This window comes from Pseudomonas sp. S2_A05 (assembly GCF_054668485.1).
In genome coordinates this window covers 3899424-3914586 of the sequence record NZ_CP162775.1, presented here as the reverse complement: position 1 = coordinate 3914586, position 15163 = coordinate 3899424, and the positions used below count along the sequence as shown (strand labels likewise).

Genomic DNA, 15163 nt, shown 5'->3' with positions numbered 1-15163 from the left:
AATCAGGTGCAGACCTTAACATGAGCGAGGGGTAGTGCGCTTCAGGCAGCCAGAAAGTAAAAAGCCTCCCGGTTGTCAGACCGGAAGGCTTCGCGGCGGTAGCTGCCTTTGCCCTTGGCTGGTCGTTCCTGGCGGCTGCGGAACAATGGCTGGGCGACGATGGATTTGGCCTTGTTGGGGCCATGCTTTGCTGGCTTTTTGCTCATGAGGGTTCTCTCGGCGTGGTGGGTTTTGCGCCGGGAATAATCTGCCGATGTGGCGCATCTGTCCAGTAGCTCATGCGTAGGAATATTCTGGCGCTTTCGCGAGCAGGCTCGCTCCCACATTGGTACGCGGTCAGCTGTGGGAGCGAGCCTGCTCGCGAATGGACGCTACGCGGTCGACTGCCTTATTCGGCAGGCAAAGACAGTCGCTGGCCAGCCATCAACAGCGCCAACCGACTCAGGCTCATCCACGGTGAACCCGCCGCCTGGCCCTTGATCTGCGCATCGATGCGCTGCGCTTCAAGTAGTAACTGCGCCCAGCGTTGCGCCGAGTAACGTTGCAGCGCCTTGCTCATCAGCGGCTTGCGCTTGTCCCAGACCGGCGGTTTCGACTGGCTGAAGCATTTGTCCAGTGGCGTGCCCTGGCTGTATTGCAGGGAGATGTTGGCCAGCAGGCGCAACTCCCGCGCCAATGCCCAGAGGATCACCGGCGGTTCGACGCCTTCACCGCGCAGGCCTTCAAGCATGCGCAACGCGTGCGCCGGTTCGCCGTTGAGTACCGCGTCGGTCAGGCCGAACACGTCAAACCGGGCACTGTCGGCCACGGCGGCCTGCACGGTTTCGACGGTGATCTGCCCACCTTCGGCCATCAACTTGAGCTTTTCGATTTCCTGGGCGGCGGCGAGCAGGTTGCCTTCGACACGCGCGGCAATCAATTCGACCGCGTCCTGACTGGCCGACAGGCCTGCCTGGGACAGGCGCTGACGAATCCAGCTCGGCAGCTGATTGGCATCCACCGGCCAGATCTGCACGAACTGGGTTTGCTGGCCTTCGACCAGTGCCTTGCCCCACTTGGTTTTCTGCGCGCTGCCATCGAGCTTCGGCAAGCTGATCAGCAGAACCGTGTCTTCCGCAGGACGCGAGCAGTATTCGATCAGCGCGGCGGCGCCTTTATCGCCAGGCTTACCGGACGGCAGGCGCAGTTCCAACAGGCGTTTTTCGGCGAACAGCGACATGCTTGCGCCGGCCTGCAGCAACGTACCCCAATCGAAATTGGCGTCGGCGGCGAAGACCTGACGTTCGTCGAAACCTTGCTGGCGAGCAGCGGTGCGGATGGCGTCGGCGGCTTCCTGACACAGCAACGGATCATCGCCGCTGATGATGTAGACCGGCGCAAGTGCGCCTTGCAGGTGTTTGCCGAGTTGCGCGGGAGCGAGCTTCATAAGGAAGGGCGAGCGGGGCGCCTGAGCGCCCCGGCCGTCTTACTGCTGCGGGATTTCGAGCGGCGACTGACGCGGAGTTTCCGCCTCAGCCTTCTGCGCCGCTTCCAGCGCATCGGCTTCAGCCTTGGCGCGGTCGTTGGCGGTTTGCTGCAGTTGCTGCAACTGGCCCGGGGTCAGCTGCGACAGGCGCAGCATCATGCGCTGCACCAGCTCGCGACGGATTTCATGACGGGCGTCGTTGGCTTCCTGATCGGAGCCGACGAGGTTGTTGCCGTCGTGAATGAACACCTTCTGCACTTCGAGCTTATCGCTAAGCAGGGACAGGTCTTTGTCGCCGCGGATGTCATAGCTCAGCACAGTGTTGACCTGATACTCGCCTGTGCGCCCGGCACCGGCATAGCTGAGGATGCGCTGGCTTTCCTGCTCGTCAGCCAGATACAGCTTGTACGGCGCGCCGCTGTAAACCTTGACGCCGCTGGACTCCAGCGTCTGACGCAGCTGTCTTACGGTTTCGCCATAAGCGTTACGCGCGCTCAGGTCGATTTCCTTGATCGACAGTTCGTTGGTGCCGGTACCACGCAACTGGAAACCGCAGGCGCTCAGCAGAACGGCGAGGCCCATCACCAGCAGATTGCGTTTGATCATTGTGTTGCTCCCCTTGAAACCAGGTGAGCCGACTCTGCGGCCCGAAAGGTTTTACTGGGTGCCAGGCGAGCCCGGCACCCGATCCAATTTAGCTGGCGACGATGTTGACCAGTTTGCCCGGCACCACGATCACTTTGCGAATGGTCAGGCCATCGACGAAACGCAGCACGTTCTCGTTGATGCGCGCGGCGGCTTCGATCTCTTCGCGAGTGGCACTGGCCGGCATTTCGATCTGCCCGCGCAGCTTGCCGTTGACCTGAATGACCAGGGTCAGGTTGTCCTGCACCAAGGCACTTTCGTCCACGGCCGGCCAGCCTGCATCGATCACCGCATCGGCGTGACCCAACTGCTTCCACAGTTCATGGCTGATGTGCGGGGTGATCGGCGCCAGCAGCAGGGTCACCGCTTCCAGACCTTCGTGCAGCAGCGCGCGGTCCTGTTCGGTGCCTTGGGCGGCTTTTTCCAGCACGTTCATCAGCGTCATTACCTGGGCGATGGCGGTGTTGAATTTGTGGTTCTGGCCGACGTCATGGCTGGCCTGCTTGATCGCCAGGTGAATCGCACGACGCACGGTTTTCTGCTCGTCGCTCAGCGCGGCGATATCCAGTTTGCCCGGCAGGCCTTGGGTAACGTGCGCTTGCGCCAGGCGCCAGACACGCTTGAGGAAACGGTGCGAACCTTCAACGCCGGAATCGGACCATTCCGCGCTCATGTCAGGCGGCGAGGCGAACATCATGAACAGACGGCAGGTGTCGGCACCGAACTGGTCGATCATCGACTGCGGGTCGACGCCGTTGTTCTTCGACTTGGCCATCTTCTCGGTACCGCCGATTTCCACCGGCAGGCCGTCGGATTTCAGCTTGGCGCTAATCACCTTGGCTTTGCTGTCACGCTCCAGTTCCACGTCTGCCGGGTTGAACCAGGTGTAAGCGCCATTGGCTTCGCGACGATAGTAAGTCTCGGCGATCACCATGCCCTGGGTCAGCAGGTTCTTGAACGGCTCATTGGAGCTGACCAGACCTTCGTCACGCATCAGCTTGTGGAAGAAGCGCGCGTAAAGCAGGTGGAGAATGGCGTGTTCGATACCACCGATGTACTGATCCACCGGCAGCCAGTGATCGGCTGCGGATTTTTCTACCAGGCCACCTTCAAAATGCGGCGAGGCGTAACGGGCGTAGTACCACGACGACTCGACGAAGGTGTCCATCGTGTCGGTTTCACGCTTGGCCGGCGCGCCGCATTTCGGGCAGCTGCATTCGTAGAACTCAGGCATGCGCGCCAGCGGCGAACCGGCGCCGTCCGGCACCACGTCTTCCGGCAACACGACCGGCAGTTGATCTTCCGGCACCGGCACGTCGCCGCACGCGGCGCAATGGATGATCGGGATCGGGCAGCCCCAGTAGCGCTGGCGGCTGATGCCCCAGTCGCGCAGGCGGAACTGGGTGCGCGAGGCGCCCAGTTGTTTCTTGATCAGGGCCACTTCCATGGCGTCGAACGCGCCGGCGAAGTCGAGGCCGTCAAAGTCGCCGGAGTTGATCAGCGTGCCGTGCTCGCCATAGGCGTCCTGCCACGGCGCCGGGTTGGTGTCACCGGAGCTGGTGCGTACCACCGATTTCACCGGCAGGTTGTACTTGTGCGCGAACTCGAAATCGCGCTCGTCGTGCGCCGGAACCGCCATGACTGCGCCGTCGCCGTAATGCATCAGCACGTAGTTGGCGACCCACACCGGGAGCTTTTCGCCGGTCAGCGGGTGCTCGACGAACAGGCCGGTCGGCAGGCCTTTCTTTTCCTGGGTGGCGACATCGGCTTCAGCGACGCTGCCGCCCTTGCATTCAGCGATGAACGCTTGCAGCTCAGGATTGTTCTGCGCGGCCAGGGTGGCCAGCGGGTGCTCGGCAGCGACGGCGACGTAGGTCGCGCCCATCAGGGTGTCCGGACGGGTGGTGAAGACTTTCAGGGTGCCGGCTTCGCCGATCGAATCGACGTTGTACGGGAACTGCACTTCCATGCCACGGGACTTGCCGATCCAGTTGCGCTGCATGGTCTTGACCTGTTCAGGCCAGCCAGTCAGTTCGTCGAGGCTTTCCAGCAGCTCGTCGGCGTAAGCGGTGATCTTGAAGTAGTACATCGGGATTTCGCGCTTTTCGATCAGCGCGCCGGAGCGCCAGCCACGGCCGTCGATGACTTGCTCGTTGGCCAGAACGGTCTGGTCGACCGGGTCCCAGTTCACGGTGCCGTTCTTGCGGTAGATCACGCCTTTTTCGAACAGGCGCGTGAACAGCCATTGTTCCCAGCGGTAGTAGTCTGGCTTGCAGGTGGTCACTTCACGGGACCAGTCCACCGCGAGGCCGAGGCTGCGCAGCTGCGACTTCATGTAGGCGATGTTCTCGTAGGTCCACTTGGCGGGCGCTACGTTGTTTTTCATTGCGGCGTTTTCCGCCGGCATGCCGAACGCATCCCAACCCATTGGCTGCAGAACATTCTTGCCCTGCATGCGCTGGTAGCGCGAGATCACATCGCCAATGGTGTAGTTGCGCACGTGGCCCATGTGCAGCTTGCCGCTGGGGTAAGGGAACATCGACAGGCAGTAGTAGGTTTCCTTGCCTGGCTGTTCACTGACTTCAAAGGACTTTTGCTCATCCCAGAACGACTGGGCGGCGGCTTCGATCTCACGTGGCTGATATTGTTCGTGCATGGCTACTTTTGTACTGGATAGGGGTGGCCTAATCCTCTTCGACGGCAGCATCCGGGATGGCCCGGGTGCGCTGGAAGTGGAATGACAGGAAGCGCCGTAGCATACATGACCGCGCTTGGCCGAGGGAAACCCTGATTACAGCTGTTTGCCCGACCTTTTGGACGACGAGGGCCGTTGGTCGCGGCGTGTAGCCGGTTCGTGCAGCGAAGCTAAGCTCTAATTGGGGAGTGAGTCTTATCTTCAATGAGGTGAGGGATGGTGGAGCAACGGAAAAAGAACGTAACGAAACCCGAGTTGTATGAAAGGTTGATCGATCGTCTGGGCATGGCGCTGGACGCCGTGAAAACCGCTGACCGGCTGCGCGACGAGCGCCCCCTGGAACTGGAATTGCGTGGCTTGAGCCCCGCCGAGTTCAAACTGGTCAAGGCCTATCTGGATCGCAGTGAACGTGAAACGCAGGGATGCCTGTCTCAAGCAGTGAAGCAACTCGATGCAGCACATTCGGCCAAGGTCATCTGGCTCAAGGACAAGGCGCCGCGCAGAGACACCGGCAAGGTGCGTTCTGTGCAGGCCAAGTAAGCGCATGGCAGGTCAGGAAACGGATCTTTTGCAACAGGATCCCGCCTAATGGTTGTAACGCGTAATCAACACTTTTAGGCTTCGGGCATCTTTGGAGATGCCCGATGCCCTTTCGCTATTTCATCAAACAACTTTTATTGCCGCCCGGCATTCTTTTGCTGCTGTTGCTGGTCGCCTGGTGGCTGCGCCGTTCGCGGCCACGCCTGGCTGGCGTGTGTTTTGCCGTCGGTTTTGGTGGCCTGCTGCTGATGAGCCTGCCGGTGGTCGTGCAGTGGAGCGCCAAGGCGCTGGAACGTGAGCCGCCGCTGGCGCGGTCAGAGTGGACGACGCTGGCGCAACGCGCCGATGCGATTGTGGTGTTGGGCTCGGGGCGCGAGCGCGGTGATCTGGCCTGGGGCGAAGACCAGCCGACCGGCATCGGACTGGAGCGGCAGCGTTACGCGGCGCGCCTGGCCAAGGCCTCGGGCCTGCCGATCCTGACCAGCGGCGGCCTGCACTACGGCACGCCGCCGACCGAAGCGAAATTGATGGCAGATTCGTTGCGTGATGATTTCGACGTAACGGTGCGCTGGCAGGAAGGCGAGAGTCGTACCACATGGGAGAACGCGAAGATGACGGCAGATATCCTCTTGCCGCAAGGGATCAAGCGGGTCGTCGTGGTGACGCAGGCGTGGCACATGCCTCGTGCAGTGTGGAGCTTTGAGCAGGCCGGATTCGAAGTGGTGCCGGCACCGGTGGGCTTTTTAGGTACTGACAACGCCCGGCCTTTTGGCGGCTGGTTGCCGGAATTCAAGTCGATCTGGCAGAGCGGGCAATTGCTCAATGAAGCGGTGGGGCAGGTGGGGTATTCGTTGTTTTACCGCTGAAGATCATTGTGGCGAGGGGGATTTATCCCCGATGGGGCGCGTAGCGACCCCTCTCTTACCTTCAGAAGAGGGGACTGCTGCGCACTCCAGCGGCGATAGATCCCCTCGTCATATTTCTCAGAGGGTCTTCGACATCCGGCTCGCCATCAGCGCCCAGCCAAACAGCAGCAGGCACAACGCGATCAACGGCCACGAGCGCCATTGCAGATACGGCGTCAGATCGTGCATCGGTACCACTTCGCCGTACAGCACACCTTGTTCGAACTGCGGAATCTGTTCGGTGATCTGCCCAAACGGGTTGATCAGGCCAGTAACGCCGTTGTTGGTCGCGCGGATCATCCAGCGTCCGGCCTCCAGCGCGCGCATCTGCGCCATCTGTAAATGCTGCAGCGGGCCGATCGACGTGCCGAACCAGGTGTCGTTGCTGATCGTCAGCAGCAGGTCGCTGCGTGCCGACAGGCCGGCGGCGAATTCCGGATAGACCACCTCGTAGCAGATGAACGGTGCAATCTGGTAACCCTTGGCTTGCAAGAGCGCTTGATCCGACGGGCCGCGGGCGAAGTCCGACATCGGCAGGTCGAAGAACGCGATCAAGCCGCGCAACACGTCCTGCAACGGCACGTACTCGCCGAACGGCACCAGTTTCTGCTTCAGGTAAGTGCCGTCGCCTTCGCCGACCACGGTGATGCCGTTGAAGAAGCGCCGTTCGTGATGCACGGTCTGGCGGATCGGCACGCCGGTGATCAACGCCGACTTACGCTCGGCGGCGAAGTTGCCCATCATCGTCAGGTAGCCCTCGGCGGACTCCTTCAACACCGGCACGGCGGTTTCCGGCCAGATCAGCAGATCGACTGGTTTGGAGCGGAAACTCAGATCACGGTACAGCGCCAGTTGCGCGTTGAGTTCGGCCGGGTCCCATTTCATGCTTTGCGCGACATTGCCCTGAATCGCGGCGACCGTCAGCGGTGCGCCGGACGGGCTGGTCCACGCGTGGCCCTTGAGGGCAATGCCCGCCACCCAAGGCCCCGCCAGAAGTACCAGACCGGCCGCGATGAAACCCTTGCGGCGCGCCTGCAACAAGCGCGGCGCGTTGTAGATCAGCGCTGCGGTCAGTGCCAGAACAAACGAGACCAGCCACATCCCGCCCACCGGCGCGAGCCCGGCCAGCGGGCCGTCGAGCTGGCTGTAACCGGAATAAAGCCATGGGAAACCGGTGAGGAACCAGCCGCGAAAGGCTTCCTGGCCGACCCACAACGCCGCAAACGCCAAGGCATCCGCCAGCGGTGCTTCGTTACGCCGCAACCAGCGCGCCCACAGCCACGCGGGCAGGGCGAAGAACCAGGCAATCGCCGCGGTGAACAGCAGCATCAGGAACCCGGCGAGCAACACCGAAGCGCCGCCGAAATGATGAATGCTGTAATAGATCCAACTGGTGCCGGCACCGAACAGGCCGAAGCCGAAGCACCAGCCACGGCCGAGCGCCTGACGCGGGCTCAGCTCACGCAAACCGGCATAGAACAGACCAACCGCCAGCAATGCCAGCGGCCAGATGTCGAACGGTGCGAGAGCGAATGTGGTGATTGCACCGGCCGCCACGGCCAGCAGGTTACCGGGCCAGCCGGGGCGGGTTGTCCAGCGCATTTCAGTCCTTAGAATTAACGAGCGATAGGCGTCAGTCGCAGCAAATGAATCCGACGGCTGTCGGCGTTCAGGATGCGGAAACGATAAGCGCCGATTTCAGTGGTTTCGTTGCGTTTTGGCAAGTGCCCGAACGCGCTCATCACCAGGCCGCCGACGGTGTCGAATTCGTCGTCGGAGAACTCGCTGTCGAAGAACTCATTGAAGTTCTCGATCGGCGTCAGCGCCTTGATCAGGAAATCACCGCTGGGCAGCGGCTTGATGTAGCTGTCTTCTTCGACGTCGTGCTCGTCCTCGATGTCGCCGACGATCTGCTCGAGCACGTCTTCGATGGTCACCAGACCGGCCACACCGCCGTATTCGTCGATGACGATGGCCATGTGGTTGTGGTTGGCGCGGAACTCACGCAGCAACACGTTCAGACGCTTGGACTCCGGCACGAAGGTGGCCGGGCGCAGCAGGTCCTTGATGTTGAAGCTGTCGCCGTTCTCCTTGAGGATCAGCGGCAGCAGATCCTTGGCCAGCAGCACGCCCATCACGTCGTCATGGCTTTCGCCGATGACCGGATAGCGCGAGTGGGCCGAGTCGACCACGGCGGGGAGGAATTCGCGGGGTGTCTGGGTCGCCTTGATGCTGACCATCTGCGAGCGCGGCACCATGATGTCGCGCACTTGCAGGTCAGCCACCTGGATGGCGCCTTCGACGATGGCCAGCGCTTCGCTGTCCAGCAGTTTGTTCTGATGTGCATCACGCAGCAGCTCGAGGAGCTCCTGACGGTTCTTCGGCTCGTGGGCAAAAGCCTGGGTCAGTTTACCCAGCCATGACTTCTGCCCGTTGCTCGATCGATCTTCGCTCATAGCGATTACTCTGAATCCTTTGTTGTAACGATGGGGGAGTGTTCGGTTTCGTCGTCCGCGTACGGATCGGGATAGCCCAGTTCAGCAAGCAACTCGCGTTCCAGTGCTTCCATTTCCTCGGCTTCGTCGTCATCTATATGGTCGTAACCCAACAGATGCAAGCAGCCGTGAATGACCAGATGTGCCCAGTGCGCCTTTAGTTCCTTGCCCTGCTCGGCGGCTTCGCGTTCGACCACGGCCACGCAGATGACCAGATCGCCGAGCAGCGGGATATCGAGAAACTCGTCAGGCACTTCCGCCGGGAACGACAACACGTTGGTCGCGTAGTCCTTGTGGCGCCAGGTGTGATTGAGCTCGCGGCCTTCTTCCTCGTCGACCAGACGAATGGTCATTTCCGAATCAGCGGTGCGCTGGCGCAGGGCCAGTTCGCACCACTGGCGGAACTCGGCTTCACTCGGCGCGCTGGCCTCAGTGGCGATTTGCAGATCCAGCTCAAGCATCGCGCGAGGCTTCCTTCGCGGCTTCGGCACGGGTTTCGAAGCGCTCGTAGGCCTCGACAATCCGCTGCACCAACGGGTGGCGCACGACGTCCTTGGGCTGGAAGTGGGTGAAGCTGATGCCCGGCACGTCTTTGAGCACTTCGATCACATGGTGCAGCCCGGACTTGGTGCCGCGCGGCAGGTCGACCTGGGTGATGTCACCGGTGATCACGGCGGTGGAGCCGAAGCCGATGCGCGTGAGGAACATCTTCATCTGCTCGACGGTGGTGTTCTGGCTTTCGTCGAGAATGATGAAGCTGTTGTTCAGCGTACGACCGCGCATGTAGGCCAGCGGCGCGACTTCGATCACCTGTTTCTCGATCAGCTTGGCGACGTATTCGAAACCGAGCATTTCGTACAGCGCGTCGTAGAGCGGGCGCAGGTACGGGTCGATCTTCTGCGACAGATCGCCGGGCAGGAAGCCGAGCTTTTCTCCCGCTTCGACTGCCGGACGCACCAGCAGGATGCGGCGGATCTGCTCGCGCTCCAGCGCATCCACCGCGCAGGCCACGGCCAGATAGGTCTTGCCGGTACCGGCCGGGCCGATGCCGAAATTGATGTCGTTGCCGAGGATTTCCTTCACGTAGCGCTGCTGATTCAAGCCGCGCGGGCGAATCATGCCTTTCTTGGTGCGCAGGGCGACTGTCGCTTCGGCAGGGGCCGGGTTGTCGATATCTGCTGATTCCTGAATGAACAGGTGCACCAGGTCTGGCGACAGCTCGGTACCCTTGGTTTCCCGGTACAGGCGGCGCAGCAGGTTTTCCGCGGACGTGGTGAGTTTTGGATCGCCAATCAACTCGAACTGGTTTCCGCGATTGCGGATCTCGATGGCCAGGCGCTGTTCGATCAAGCGCAAATGCTCGTCGAATTGCCCGCACAGATTGGCGAAGCGGCGAGCCTCAAAAGGCTCGAGGAGAAAACGATGTGGTTCGATGGGTGCGTTCAAGGTCGTATTTAGCCGCCCTGGGGCAATGAGGATGAAATCAAGGATAACGCCAGTGGCCTGGGTGCGAAAGCTCTTAAATATCGACGCTGCTTTCGAACCCATTCTCTGTGGCTGGCGGGGTCATTTGTGGTGAGGGGATTTATCCCCGATGGGACGCGAAGCGGTCCTGAAACCATTATCAGAGGTGTATCAGATCACCCGGAGTGCAGGTTTTGGGTCGGCTGCGCCAACCATCGGGGATAAATCCCCTCACCACAGAAGCCCCATCCACAATGCGATGGTGTTATTGAACCAGCGAACCACGCAGCGAGTGCGGTTGCGCGGCGTCGATGTGCACATCGGCGAACTGGCCGATCAGGGTGGGATTGTCGCAGCGGAAGTTGACGATACGATTATTCTCGGTGCGGCCCTGGAGCTCGCCCGGGTCTTTCTTCGAATAATCGGTCACCAGAATGCGCTGGATCGAGCCGACCATTTGTCGGCTGATCTCGAAGCCCTGCTGATTCAGACGATGTTGCAGCGCGTTCAGACGTTCTTTCTTCAATTCTTCCGGTGTGTCATCGGCCAGATCGGCAGCGGGCGTGCCCGGGCGCTGGCTGTAGACGAACGAGTAGGAGAAATCGAAGCCGACATCGGCAATCAGCTTCATGGTCTGCTCGAAGTCTTTCTCGGTTTCACCGGGGAAGCCGACGATGAAGTCCGAACTGATGCAGATCCCCGGCACGGCAGCGCGCAATTTGCGCAGCTTGGATTTGTACTCCAGCGCCGTGTGGTTGCGCTTCATCGCCGCGAGAATCCGATCCGAGCCCGACTGCACCGGCAAGTGCAGGTGCTTGACCAGCTCCGGCACTTCGGCGTGGGCCTGGATCAGGCTGTCGGAGAACTCCAGCGGGTGCGACGTGGTGTAGCGGATGCGGTCGATGCCATCGACAGCGGCGACCACGCGGATCAGTTCGGCCAGGTCGGCCAGGCGACCGTCGTGGGTCTGGCCGCGATAGCCGTTGACGTTCTGCCCGAGCAACGTCACTTCACGCACGCCGTGTTCGGCAAGGTGAATGATTTCCGCGATCACGTCGTCGAACGGCCGGCTGACTTCTTCACCACGGGTATACGGCACCACGCAGAACGTGCAGTACTTGCTGCAACCTTCCATCACTGACACATAAGCGCTCGGGCCGTCGATACGCGGCTCGGGCAGGTGGTCGAATTTTTCGATTTCCGGGAACGAGACGTCGACTTGCGGCAGCTTGCTGCTGCGCGCGGCGTCGATCATTTCCGGCAGACGGTGCAGGGTCTGCGGGCCGAACACCACGTCAACGTAGGGAGCGCGATCGCGGATCGCCGCGCCTTCCTGACTGGCCACGCAACCGCCGACAGCGATGACCATGTCCGGGTTGGCCAGCTTCAGTTCGCGCCAGCGGCCGAGCTGCGAATACACGCGGTCTTGCGCGCGTTCGCGGATCGAGCAGGTGTTGAGCAGAATCACGTCGGCGTCTTCCGCGCGGGCGGTGACTTCCAGGGCCTGATGTTCGCCCAGCAGATCGACCATGCGCGAGCTGTCGTACTCGTTCATCTGGCAACCGTGGGTTTCGATGTAAAGCTTCTTGGCCATGGATTCGGGTCGTCACGTGATTCAAAGAACCGCGCATTATAGGGAACAAGCCGTCAGGTTCCTACCGCTGTGCGTCCGGTGGCTATGCTATAGTTCGCGCCCTCATTTTTACCCCGATGTTATCCGCCCGCCATGACCAAACGCGAAGCTCCAATCTACAAGGTGATTTTCCTCAACCAGGGCCAGGTGTTCGAAATGTACGCCAAGCAGATCTATCAAAGTGATCTGTGGGGTTTCCTGGAAGTTGAAGAATTCGTCTTTGGCGAGCGTACGCAAATGGTCGTCGATCCGAGCGAAGAAAAGCTCAAGGCGCAGTTCGAAGGCGTGGTGCGCAGCTTTGTGCCGATGCATTCGATCGTGCGCATCGATGAGGTCGAACGTCTGGGTACACCGAAAATCAGCGAAGCCCGTGGCGCGGTCGGCAATGTCATGCCGTTTCCGATGCCGATGCCTGAGAAGTAACAGCGGATTCTGGATTGGGATGAGTTTGTGGTGAGGGGGAGCGAAACGTCGCACCGCCCCGTTGGGCTGCGAAGCAGTCGCAGCTCCATTCAGTAAGGTGTGTCAGACAGAATCGGGTTGCAGGTTTTGGGGCCGCTTCGCAGCCCAGCGGGGATAAATCCCCTCGCCACAGGTAATCTCCGCAGCCTTTAGGGCAATGGTGAGAATGGCGTACGCCCATCGGCGTTCTGCAGTTCCATCAGGTATTTGCGGAAAATCTGCCCGAGCACCTGAGTGGCGGTTTCGAGATCTTCGCGGGACATCTTTTCCGAGACTTCGTCGGCCGTGTCCAGCGCCTCTTCGGCACCGTTGACCGCTGCCATCTTCAGCACGATGTAGGCCTGGATATTGTTGGCCTGCACACCTTCACCGTGGAAGAACATGCTGCCGAGCTTGTATTGCGCCTGGGCGTGGCCTTGCAACGAGGCCTTTTCGAAATAGCTCAGGGCTTGATTGAGGTCGCGCGGCGCGTTCTTGCCGTCGTAGTAGAACTCACCCAACTCGTATTGCGCTTGCGCGTCCCCTTCGTCCGCCGCTTTCTGGCAGGCGGCCAGTGCCTGCGTGACGTCTTGCGGCTGAGTATTGAGGGTGCAACGACCCATCGCCGGGATCAACAACGAGTTGCCGCCTGCTTGTGCATGCGCGAGCAGGGGCTGAAGGAGCAACAGGCAGCCCAATGCAAGGGTGCGGCCGGTGCGGTTCATGGGAATCGACTTACCTCTGAAGGGCACGCGGACCCGTCGAGGGATCCAATAAGCGCGCATTATGAAATAAGCAGGGCCAACCTTACAAAGTCTTTACTCGTTTTTCTGCTGCGTGGGGAATATATCGCCCGATTCGGGCAGGATTTTCGCAGGCACGTCGGAAAAACCGAGCGGATGTAGGCGAAAGCTGACGCTGGCCATAGCCAACGTCAGCGGTACGGCGATTATTTCAATGCGGCGAAGGCGCGCTCGGCGGCGTCCAGTGTCAGTTGCAACTCGGCTTCGCCATGGGCGATCGAGGTGAAACCGGCTTCGAAAGCGCTCGGCGCCAGGTACACGCCACCTTCCAGCATCAGGTGGAAGAAGCGACCGAACATTGCTGCGTCGCTGGCCATCACGTCGTCGAAGGTGACGATGTCATCGGCGCCGCTGAAGTACAGACCGAACATGCCGCCGGCCTGGGTGGTCACGAACGGGATGCCCGCAGCATCGGCACGCTGTTGCAGACCGTCGAGCATGCGCGCGGTGTAGTCGGTCAATTCGGCGTGGAAACCCGGGCGGCTGATCAGACGCAAGGTCGTCAGGCCGGCAGCCATCGCCAGCGGATTACCCGACAACGTACCTGCCTGATACACCGGACCGAGCGGGGCGATGCGCTGCATGATCTCGCGCTTGCCACCGAAGCAGCCCACCGGCATACCGCCGCCGATGATCTTGCCGAACGTGGTCAGGTCCGGCGTCACGCCGTAGTGCGCCTGGGCACCGCCGAGGGCGACGCGGAAACCGGTCATCACTTCGTCGAAAATCAGCACCACACCATGCTTGTCGCACAGCGAACGCAAACCTTCGAGGAAGCCTGGCGCCGGCGGCACGCAGTTCATGTTGCCGGCGACCGGCTCGACGATGATGCACGCCACGTCCTCGCCCACTTCGGCGAGCATCGCTTCAACCGCGTCGATGTCGTTGAACGGCAGGGTCAGGGTGTGTTTGGCGAACGCTGCAGGCACGCCGGCCGAGCTCGGTACGCCCTGGGTCAGAGCGCCGGAACCGGCCTTGACCAGCAGGCTGTCGGAGTGGCCGTGGTAGCAGCCTTCGAATTTGATGATGCTGTCGCGACCGGTGTAACCACGGGCCAGTCGGATCGCGCTCATGGTCGCTTCGGTGCCGGAGCTGACCATGCGCACCATCTCCATCGACGGCACCAGCGAGCAGACCAGATCGGCCATCTCGGTTTCCATCGACGTCGGTGCGCCGTAGGACAGGCCGTGTTGCAGCTGATTGCGCACCGCGTCGAGCACGTCCGGATGGCTGTGGCCAAGGATCATCGGCCCCCACGAACCCACGTAATCGACATAACGCTTGTCATCTTCGTCGGTGACGTAAGCGCCTTCGGCGTGTTTGAAGAACAGCGGGGTGCCGCCAACGCTCTTGAACGCGCGCACCGGCGAGTTGACGCCGCCGGGGATGTGTTTTTGAGCATTGGCAAACAGGGTTTCGGAACGAGACATGATCGGGCTCTCAAATCAGATTTTCAGAAGTTCGTTGAAGGCGCGGGCGCGACGGGTCACTTCGGCGCTGCTCTCGGCGCCGAACAAACCGTGGATCACGGCGAGCAGATCGACACCGTGCTCGACCAGTGGCGCGGCGTTATCGAGGGTGATCCCGCCAATCGCGCAGACCGGCAAGTGCAGCGTGCGCTTGGCTTCGTCGAGCAAGTCGAGGCTGCAACTCGGCGCACCGGGTTTGGTGGTGGAATTGAAGAAGCGGCCGAAGGCGACATAACTCGCACCTTCTTTAGCGGCTTGTTCGGCCAGGGCGATTTGCCCGTGACAAGTCGAACCGATGATGGCTTTCGAGCCGAGCAGGGCGCGGGTCGGCGACAGCGGGCCATCGGTCTGGCCCAAGTGCACGCCGACGTTGAGGCGCGCGGCCAGTTCGGCGTCATCGTTGATGATCAGCTGCGTTTTATAGCGCTCGCACAAGTTGCGCAGCGTTTCGGCCTCGCGCAGACGGCGGGCCTCGTCGCTGCTCTTGTCGCGGTATTGCAGCAGGGTGACGCCGCCGTCGAGCGCCGCCTCCACGTAAGACAGAAACTTGCCGGCCAGCAACTGGCTGTCGGTAATGGCATACAGGCCACGTAGTTTCATCGGGCAGA

15 protein-coding genes are annotated in these 15163 nt (G+C 61.2%); 3 read left to right on the top strand and 12 right to left on the bottom strand.

Annotation, left to right across the window (positions count from 1 at the left end):
- Window positions 1-41: 41 nt before the first annotated feature.
- The 4 genes from arfA to leuS all read right to left on the bottom strand — a co-directional run bounded on the left by arfA (window position 42) and on the right by leuS (window position 4766).
- Window positions 42-206 (bottom strand): alternative ribosome rescue factor ArfA, encoded by a 165-nt coding sequence (gene arfA / locus AB4O12_RS17845; protein ID WP_016773035.1) that lies wholly within the window; start codon window positions 204-206, stop codon window positions 42-44.
- A gap of 182 nt (window positions 207-388) precedes the next feature.
- Window positions 389-1426, bottom strand: a complete 1038-nt coding sequence (gene holA, locus AB4O12_RS17840; RefSeq protein ID WP_041477726.1) for a DNA polymerase III subunit delta — start codon at window positions 1424-1426, stop codon at window positions 389-391.
- Between the two features lie 39 nt (window positions 1427-1465).
- The gene (locus AB4O12_RS17835) at window positions 1466-2071 is read right to left on the bottom strand and encodes an LPS-assembly lipoprotein LptE (RefSeq protein ID WP_073475660.1); all 606 of its coding nucleotides are present in this window, start codon (window positions 2069-2071) and stop codon (window positions 1466-1468) included.
- A gap of 88 nt (window positions 2072-2159) precedes the next feature.
- Window positions 2160-4766, bottom strand: a complete 2607-nt coding sequence (gene leuS / locus AB4O12_RS17830; RefSeq protein WP_256810277.1) for a leucine--tRNA ligase — start codon at window positions 4764-4766, stop codon at window positions 2160-2162.
- Window positions 4767-5021: 255 nt separating this feature from the next.
- On the opposite strand from leuS, the gene AB4O12_RS17825 reads away from it, so the two are divergent.
- Together AB4O12_RS17825 and AB4O12_RS17820 are read left to right on the top strand one after the other, a co-directional pair.
- A complete protein-coding gene (locus AB4O12_RS17825; RefSeq protein ID WP_024014441.1) occupies window positions 5022-5345 on the top strand; it encodes a hypothetical protein in 324 nt (107 codons plus the stop codon).
- Window positions 5346-5449: 104 nt separating this feature from the next.
- Window positions 5450-6211: a YdcF family protein gene (locus tag AB4O12_RS17820; protein WP_236168734.1), complete on the top strand. Its 762-nt coding sequence runs from the start codon at window positions 5450-5452 to the stop codon at window positions 6209-6211.
- 117 nt (window positions 6212-6328) lie between these two features.
- Here the strand turns inward: AB4O12_RS17820 and lnt are convergent, their stop codons facing one another.
- From lnt to miaB, 5 genes are all read right to left on the bottom strand, one after another.
- Window positions 6329-7852 (bottom strand): apolipoprotein N-acyltransferase, encoded by a 1524-nt coding sequence (gene lnt, locus AB4O12_RS17815; RefSeq protein WP_150742305.1) that lies wholly within the window; start codon window positions 7850-7852, stop codon window positions 6329-6331.
- 14 nt (window positions 7853-7866) lie between these two features.
- On the bottom strand, window positions 7867-8706 hold the full coding sequence (locus tag AB4O12_RS17810; RefSeq protein ID WP_024014438.1) for an HlyC/CorC family transporter: 840 nt from the start codon (window positions 8704-8706) through the stop codon (window positions 7867-7869).
- A 5-nt stretch (window positions 8707-8711) separates the two neighbouring features.
- Window positions 8712-9206 carry an rRNA maturation RNase YbeY gene (gene ybeY, locus AB4O12_RS17805; protein ID WP_252868341.1) on the bottom strand — a complete coding sequence of 165 codons (495 nt, stop codon included), beginning with the start codon at window positions 9204-9206 and terminating at the stop codon, window positions 8712-8714.
- Complete coding sequence (locus AB4O12_RS17800; protein WP_016773043.1) at window positions 9199-10191, bottom strand: PhoH family protein; 993 nt, start codon at window positions 10189-10191, stop codon at window positions 9199-9201. Before AB4O12_RS17800 ends, ybeY begins: the two co-directional genes overlap by 8 nt.
- 283 nt (window positions 10192-10474) lie before the next feature.
- Complete coding sequence (miaB, locus tag AB4O12_RS17795; RefSeq protein ID WP_041477732.1) at window positions 10475-11803, bottom strand: tRNA (N6-isopentenyl adenosine(37)-C2)-methylthiotransferase MiaB; 1329 nt, start codon at window positions 11801-11803, stop codon at window positions 10475-10477.
- A 132-nt stretch (window positions 11804-11935) separates the two neighbouring features.
- On the opposite strand from miaB, the gene AB4O12_RS17790 reads away from it, so the two are divergent.
- Window positions 11936-12265 (top strand): DUF1820 family protein, encoded by a 330-nt coding sequence (locus AB4O12_RS17790; protein ID WP_016773045.1) that lies wholly within the window; start codon window positions 11936-11938, stop codon window positions 12263-12265.
- 188 nt (window positions 12266-12453) lie between these two features.
- Here AB4O12_RS17790 and AB4O12_RS17785 read toward each other — a convergent pair whose 3' ends face one another.
- The 3 genes from AB4O12_RS17785 to thiE all read right to left on the bottom strand — a co-directional run bounded on the left by AB4O12_RS17785 (window position 12454) and on the right by thiE (window position 15155).
- Window positions 12454-13008, bottom strand: a complete 555-nt coding sequence (locus tag AB4O12_RS17785) for a tetratricopeptide repeat protein (protein ID WP_041477733.1) — start codon at window positions 13006-13008, stop codon at window positions 12454-12456.
- A gap of 224 nt (window positions 13009-13232) precedes the next feature.
- A complete protein-coding gene (gene hemL / locus AB4O12_RS17780) occupies window positions 13233-14516 on the bottom strand; it encodes a glutamate-1-semialdehyde 2,1-aminomutase (protein ID WP_122610969.1) in 1284 nt (427 codons plus the stop codon).
- Window positions 14517-14531: 15 nt separating this feature from the next.
- Window positions 14532-15155 carry a thiamine phosphate synthase gene (gene thiE / locus AB4O12_RS17775; protein WP_041477735.1) on the bottom strand — a complete coding sequence of 208 codons (624 nt, stop codon included), beginning with the start codon at window positions 15153-15155 and terminating at the stop codon, window positions 14532-14534.
- Window positions 15156-15163 lie beyond the last annotated feature (8 nt).

Bases quoted from the DNA above. Each gene is read 5' to 3' on its own strand.
- arfA (WP_016773035.1), bottom strand. From the start codon at position 206: ATGAGCAAAAAGCCAGCAAAGCATGGCCCCAACAAGGCCAAATCCATC.
- holA (WP_041477726.1), bottom strand. From the start codon at position 1,426: ATGAAGCTCGCTCCCGCGCAACTCGGCAAACACCTGCAAGGCGCACTT.
- AB4O12_RS17835 (WP_073475660.1), bottom strand. From the start codon at position 2,071: ATGATCAAACGCAATCTGCTGGTGATGGGCCTCGCCGTTCTGCTGAGC.
- leuS (WP_256810277.1), bottom strand. From the start codon at position 4,766: ATGCACGAACAATATCAGCCACGTGAGATCGAAGCCGCCGCCCAGTCG.
- AB4O12_RS17825 (WP_024014441.1), top strand. From the start codon at position 5,022: ATGGTGGAGCAACGGAAAAAGAACGTAACGAAACCCGAGTTGTATGAA.
- AB4O12_RS17820 (WP_236168734.1), top strand. From the start codon at position 5,450: ATGCCCTTTCGCTATTTCATCAAACAACTTTTATTGCCGCCCGGCATT.
- lnt (WP_150742305.1), bottom strand. From the start codon at position 7,852: ATGCGCTGGACAACCCGCCCCGGCTGGCCCGGTAACCTGCTGGCCGTG.
- AB4O12_RS17810 (WP_024014438.1), bottom strand. From the start codon at position 8,706: ATGAGCGAAGATCGATCGAGCAACGGGCAGAAGTCATGGCTGGGTAAA.
- ybeY (WP_252868341.1), bottom strand. From the start codon at position 9,206: ATGCTTGAGCTGGATCTGCAAATCGCCACTGAGGCCAGCGCGCCGAGT.
- miaB (WP_041477732.1), bottom strand. From the start codon at position 11,803: ATGGCCAAGAAGCTTTACATCGAAACCCACGGTTGCCAGATGAACGAG.
- AB4O12_RS17790 (WP_016773045.1), top strand. From the start codon at position 11,936: ATGACCAAACGCGAAGCTCCAATCTACAAGGTGATTTTCCTCAACCAG.
- AB4O12_RS17785 (WP_041477733.1), bottom strand. From the start codon at position 13,008: ATGAACCGCACCGGCCGCACCCTTGCATTGGGCTGCCTGTTGCTCCTT.
- hemL (WP_122610969.1), bottom strand. From the start codon at position 14,516: ATGTCTCGTTCCGAAACCCTGTTTGCCAATGCTCAAAAACACATCCCC.
- thiE (WP_041477735.1), bottom strand. From the start codon at position 15,155: ATGAAACTACGTGGCCTGTATGCCATTACCGACAGCCAGTTGCTGGCC.